Source organism: Nonomuraea sp. NPDC050153, from assembly GCF_044460125.1.
GTDB lineage: Bacteria > Actinomycetota > Actinomycetes > Streptosporangiales > Streptosporangiaceae > Nonomuraea.
Window position 1 is genome coordinate 1 of sequence record NZ_JBITJQ010000082.1, and the last position, 4,647, is coordinate 4,647.

The window sequence follows — 4,647 nt, forward strand, 5'->3', positions numbered from 1 at the left end:
GGACTTACACCGGCAAGCGACGACGAGCTTTCGGATCAGTCGTCAACCATCCATATCGATCAACCACCAATCACTACTGGACGCACAGGAGCACACCGTCATGTCCATCACCCTGACCGACCAGGACAAGACCACCCTGCGCACCGCCGCCTACGGCGCCGTCACGCTGCTGTCCGCCGCCGATGCCGCCGGCAAGCCCCACAAGATCGCCACCGAGGGCTCCATCGCCCTGGCCTCCGCCACCGGCCTGATCGGCCACGTGCTCGCCGAAAAGACCAGAGACATCAACCTGAACGGCAAGTCCGTCGCCGAACTCGCCGACCACGTGCTGCCCGCTCTGACCGCATCCGTCAGCCTGCTCAAGCAACAGGACCCGGCAGAGGCCGACAACTTCCGCAACACCGTCCTCGTCGCCATCAACGCAGCCACCCACACCCACCAGGGCGAACCCCGCCCCACCCTGGCCGAGATGATCCGCAAGATCACCGCAGCCCTCGACGCCGCTTGATGGATGAAGGTCCACGCCCGCACGCGACTCAACGACATCGTCACCTGCCTGGGTCCCCACCGCTGTGGCGCCATGGCGGCGCACTTATGCCAGGAACCGACCCACCCAAAGGGATACACATGTCCAACTTGAGACGGCGAGGGTTCCTCACCGCAGTCGCACTCGCGACCGCGCTCGTGGTCGCCGGCGCTCCCGCCGCCTCCGCGTCGGCGGCGCCGAAGATCGAAGTGCCAACGACGACTCAACCTGGATGAGACCGGCAACGGCTCCGGCACCGATCCCGATCCGTTCGAGGAGCCCTGTCGCGTCGGGTGGTGAGACGACCCGCGGCTGGTGCTGGACTACTACGGCGACTTTGACGTCCGGCTCTCGTATCTGATCTTCACGGGAGTGGATGCCGAGGAGGTGTCGATGTGTTCGAGAGGGCCGAGGCGCGATTGGACACCTGGTCGCTGGACGAGCTCCTTGCCGAGGCGCGCAGCGCTTCCGATCCCCACTATCGAGCGAAGGCGGTGGAGCGGGCACGGTTAGGCGCGCCGGTGGAGTTCGATGAGCGTCTCTTCACTGTGATCGACGCCCCCTGTGGACAACGGCGCGCGCGTGGGCGAGGGGAACGGGGCGGGAAGGCTGTGTGGAGCTTGCGGGAAACGCATAGGTCGGCACTTTATGGCGCGAGCTCATGGGGCGGTGGCGCGGATGAACGCCTCGGCGAACGCCCGTGCGACCTCGTCGACCGGAGGCAGGACGTTGCCCAGCGCGTCCTGTAGTACGGGGCGCAACAGCATGTGCCCCGCCATGGGGCCGATCATCAGCTGGATGAGCAGCGGCAGGGGAAGTGGCCGCACCCGACCGGCTTGGATCTGCGTATTCAGCAGGATGCCAAGGCTGGCGAACATCCTCGGCAGGTTGGCTTTCAGCATCTGGGCGGCGGTGCCGTCGGGGCGGGTGAGCAGGTCGCCGAAGATGGCCGGCAGCACCCGTGGCTCCCGGGCGAAGGCCTCGGCCAGCGCGACGTAGACGGCATGGACCATCTCCTCGATCCGCTCGGGGAGTTCGGCGGCCAGCGCTTCCAGGTCGGGCACGGGGACATACCGATCGAACATGGTGGCGAGCAGGCCGTCGCGGCTGCCGAAGACGGCGTGCAGGCTGGTTGGCGAGCAGTGCGCGGCAGCCGCGACGGCCTCCATGGTGACCGCGCCGAGCCCGTTGCGGGCGATCAGCGTGGCGGCGGCCTCGATGGCCCGTTCCCGGACCGGCGGGCGTCCGCCGGGGTCGATTCCGGCCTGCCGGACCGCCTCCTCCAGCGTGGCCCGCGATCCGCCGAGCCTTCTGATCAGGGTACTGCGGGAAATCCCCGCGGCGGCCGCGATCGCGCTCAGCGGCACGTCGGCCACGTCTTTGCCGTGCTGCTCGGCGGCCGCCAGCGCGGCATCCACCAGGTCCCGGTCCACAACGTCCGATGGTACTGCTTCCTAAGTGAACCTCAGGTGTGTATCGTCTCCACTATGAGTTCATCGAGCGATGAATTAAGGAAGCGCAGATGATCAGCGTGATCGGCGCGGGACTGCCGCGTACCGGCACCACGTCGCTGAAGGCGGCGCTGGAGCGGCTCGGCTTCGGCCCGTGCCACCACATGCAGGAGATAGCCGCCCATCCGGAGCAGGCACAACGCTGGCGGCAGACCCTGGACGGGCCGGTCGACTGGAACGGCGTGCTGGACGGCTACCGGGCGGCGGTGGACTGGCCGAGCGCCCACTTCTGGTGCCCGCTCGCGCAGAGCTACCCCGATGCCAAGGTCATCCTCACCGTGCGTGACCCGCACGCCTGGTACGCCAGCCTCCGCGACACCGTCTTCGCCCTGCTGCACGCCCCCAGCGCGGTGCCGGCCGAATTCGGTCCCGTGGCCATCGGCATGCGGCCGCTGCTGGAGCATCTGTGGCGCGAGACGTTCGGCACGACGCTGGACGAGCCAATGCCCGAGGAGCGCCACGCCGTGCAGGTGTTCCGGCGCCACACGGCCGAGGTCATCGACACGCTGCCCCCCGGCCGGATCCTGATCTACGAGAGCGGGCAGGGCTGGGAGCCGTTGTGCGACTTCCTCGGCGTGCCCGTGCCGGACGAACCGTACCCGCGCCTCAACGACCGGCGCTCCGCCCAGGCCCGCCTGCGCGGGGCGGCGGAGCGGTGAACCTCCGCATCCTGCTCACCCTGCACGGCCTGGTCACCCTGGCGGCGGGGGTGGTGCTCATCGTCGCACCCGGCCTGGTTCCCAGCGCCGTCGGTATCAGCGTCCCCGAGGACGCCTACCTGGTGTGCTACCTGCTGGGCGCCGCTGAGCTGGCCGTGGCGTTCCTGTCGTTCGCGACCCTGCGGCAACCGGACGGGGTACGCCTGGCCGCCCAGACCCTGATCGCGTTCCACGGCTGCACCGCCGCCGTCGAGGCCTACGCCTTCACCCGCGGCGTCCACGTCTCGATCTGGGCGAACGTGGCACTGCGGCTGGCGGTCATCGCCTTGTTCACCCACTACGGACTACGTCGCAAGAGGCTGACATGACCACCGAAAGAACCGAGAGCACCGGCGTCCTGGTCTGTGGCGGCGGCCCGGCCGGCATGATGCTGGGCCTGCTGCTGGCCCGCGCCGGGATCAACGTCACCGTGCTGGAGAAGCACGCCGACTTCCTGCGCGACTTCCGCGGAGACACCGTGCACGCCTCGACCATCCGGCTCATGGACGAACTCGGCCTCGGGGAGAAGTTCCGTCGGCTGCCGCAGAGCCGGTTGGGCGATCTGGAGGCTCCGCTCCCGGACGGCAGCAGAATCAGGCTGAGCGACTTCGCGTCCCTGCCCGCGCCGTACAACTACGTCGCGATGATCCCGCAGTGGGACCTGCTCGACTTCCTGGCCGCCGAAGCGGCCACCGAGCCGACCTTCACCTTGCGCAAGAACACCGCCGTCACCGGGCTGATCAAGGAAGACGGCAAGATCGCAGGCGTCCGCTACCGCACCCGAGAGGGTGCGGCAGGAGAGATTCGCGCGCAGCTCACCGTGGCCGCCGACGGCCGCCACTCGATCATCAGAAAGGAGCTGGGTCTATCGCCCAAGCAATATTCAGTGCCCTTCGACACATGGTGGTTCCGCCTGCCCAGGCACGCCGGGGAGCAGGATGAGATCGCCAGGCTCGCCGGCGAGTTCAAAGGCGACCAGATCGCGCTCAGCTTCACCCGCCAGGACTACTACCAGATCGCCTATTTCACGGTCAAAGGCGCCGACGCCCGGCTGCGTGCGCAGGGCGTCGAACGTTTCCGCGAGCGCATCGCCGATGTGCTCCCCCAGTACGCCGACCGGGTGGACCACATCGCCGACATGGATGACCTGCACCTGCTGGATGTGCAGCTGAACCGGCTCAAGCGCTGGTACGCCGACGGCGTGCTGCTCATCGGCGACGCCGCGCACGCCATGTCCCCCGCCGGTGGGATGGGCATCAACCTCGCCATCCAGGACGCCGTGGCCGCCGCGACGATCCTCGCCGAGCCGCTGCGACGCCATCACGTCACCACCGCCGACCTGGCCAAGATCCAAAAGCGCAGATGGCGGCCCACCGTAATCGTCCAAACCGTCCAGCGCATGCTGCACCGCACCATGTTCGTCCCCGCCTTCGCCGGCAAAGGCGCCCGCCCTCCCAGACCGCTGGTCTTCCTGGCACGACGCCTCCCCGCCTTCAAGAAGTTCCCCTCTAAACTGATCGCCTACGGCCCGCGTCCCGAGCACGCCCCCGACTTCGCCCGCAGGACCGCATAGGAGGAAGGTCATGCGCGCGCTCGTATCCAGCATCGACATCGACCGCAGCCCGCAGGAGGCTCCGTGGCCCGGCTGCTGACGGACCTGCCGCCGGAGTGGCACGGAGAGACTGATCAGCGGGAACAGCGTCTTCAAGATCTTCGATGCGCATCGAGATCAACGCCGTTGCGTTTGGCTCAGCGGCCACTCGTCAAGTCCTTGTGAGGAAACAACGGGACCTCTGATAGATCATCTTGCGACCAAGCTAGTGCCGCGTCAGGCCACGTTTGCCCTCTTGACGATGCGTCGTAGGCGGGGGTTGTCGGTGTTGCGGTTTCGCCAGGCGATGTAGCGGCGGAT

Annotated in this window: 5 protein-coding genes; 4 read left to right on the forward strand and 1 reads right to left on the reverse strand. The window is 67.9% G+C overall.

All coding sequences use genetic code 11. The features are described 5' to 3' along the window. On the forward strand, positions 1 to 508 hold a 508-nt coding region (locus tag ACIBQ1_RS61715; RefSeq protein ID WP_397292857.1), incomplete at its 5' end, for a hypothetical protein. Positions 509 to 1,185: 677 nt separating this feature from the next. On the opposite strand, the gene ACIBQ1_RS61720 is transcribed toward ACIBQ1_RS61715, so the two are convergent. Further along, entirely contained in the window at positions 1,186 to 1,959 is a 774-nt protein-coding gene (locus ACIBQ1_RS61720; protein ID WP_397292859.1) for a TetR/AcrR family transcriptional regulator, read from the reverse strand. An 89-nt stretch (positions 1,960 to 2,048) separates the two neighbouring features. Here ACIBQ1_RS61720 and ACIBQ1_RS61725 point away from each other — a divergent pair, with 89 nt between their 5' ends. Genes ACIBQ1_RS61725 through ACIBQ1_RS61735 form a run of 3 tightly spaced genes read left to right on the forward strand, consistent with a single transcriptional unit; the run spans position 2,049 to position 4,308 of the window. After that, a complete protein-coding gene (locus ACIBQ1_RS61725) occupies positions 2,049 to 2,696 on the forward strand; it encodes a sulfotransferase family protein (protein WP_397292861.1) in 648 nt (215 codons plus the stop codon). Next, positions 2,693 to 3,064 (forward strand): hypothetical protein, encoded by a 372-nt coding sequence (locus ACIBQ1_RS61730; RefSeq protein ID WP_397292862.1) that lies wholly within the window; start codon positions 2,693 to 2,695, stop codon positions 3,062 to 3,064. Before ACIBQ1_RS61725 ends, ACIBQ1_RS61730 begins: the two co-directional genes overlap by 4 nt. Beyond that, entirely contained in the window at positions 3,061 to 4,308 is a 1,248-nt protein-coding gene (locus ACIBQ1_RS61735; RefSeq protein ID WP_397292863.1) for an FAD-dependent oxidoreductase, read from the forward strand. Before ACIBQ1_RS61730 ends, ACIBQ1_RS61735 begins: the two co-directional genes overlap by 4 nt. Positions 4,309 to 4,647: the final 339 nt, after the last annotated feature.

Excerpts from the sequence above, each read along its gene's own strand:
- ACIBQ1_RS61735 (WP_397292863.1), top strand. The coding sequence starts at position 3,061 with ATGACCACCGAAAGAACCGAGAGCACCGGCGTCCTGGTCTGTGGCGGC.
- ACIBQ1_RS61725 (WP_397292861.1), top strand. The coding sequence starts at position 2,049 with ATGATCAGCGTGATCGGCGCGGGACTGCCGCGTACCGGCACCACGTCG.